General features: G+C 71.7%; 1 protein-coding gene. It reads left to right on the top strand.

The annotated features are described in order from the left end of the window. The coding region (locus SB764_RS43395) for a hypothetical protein (protein ID WP_410867225.1) at positions 1 to 247 on the top strand (247 nt) is incomplete at both ends.

Raw genomic sequence — 247 nt, forward strand, 5'->3', positions numbered from 1 at the left:
GCGGCCGGCTTGCGATCTTCCTCGTTCCACTCCGCGCGCGGCGGCTCGGACTGCGCGCCGGCCGGCGCTGCTTCGGCGCCGCCCTGTTCGGTTTGAACGCGATCAGCTTCCAGCGTATCGCGGTTCGGTATTTCGTGCGTCGACGCGACGTCCGTCGCCGCGTCGCCCTGCAATTCGTCCGGCTGCGCGTGCGGTTCGTCGACCGCCGCTTCGCCGGCTTCCTGCGCCGCTTCCACCGCCGGCACGT

Origin of the sequence: Paraburkholderia sp. SIMBA_027 (assembly GCF_046535315.1) — a bacterium.
GTDB classification, from domain to species: domain Bacteria; phylum Pseudomonadota; class Gammaproteobacteria; order Burkholderiales; family Burkholderiaceae; genus Paraburkholderia; species Paraburkholderia tropica.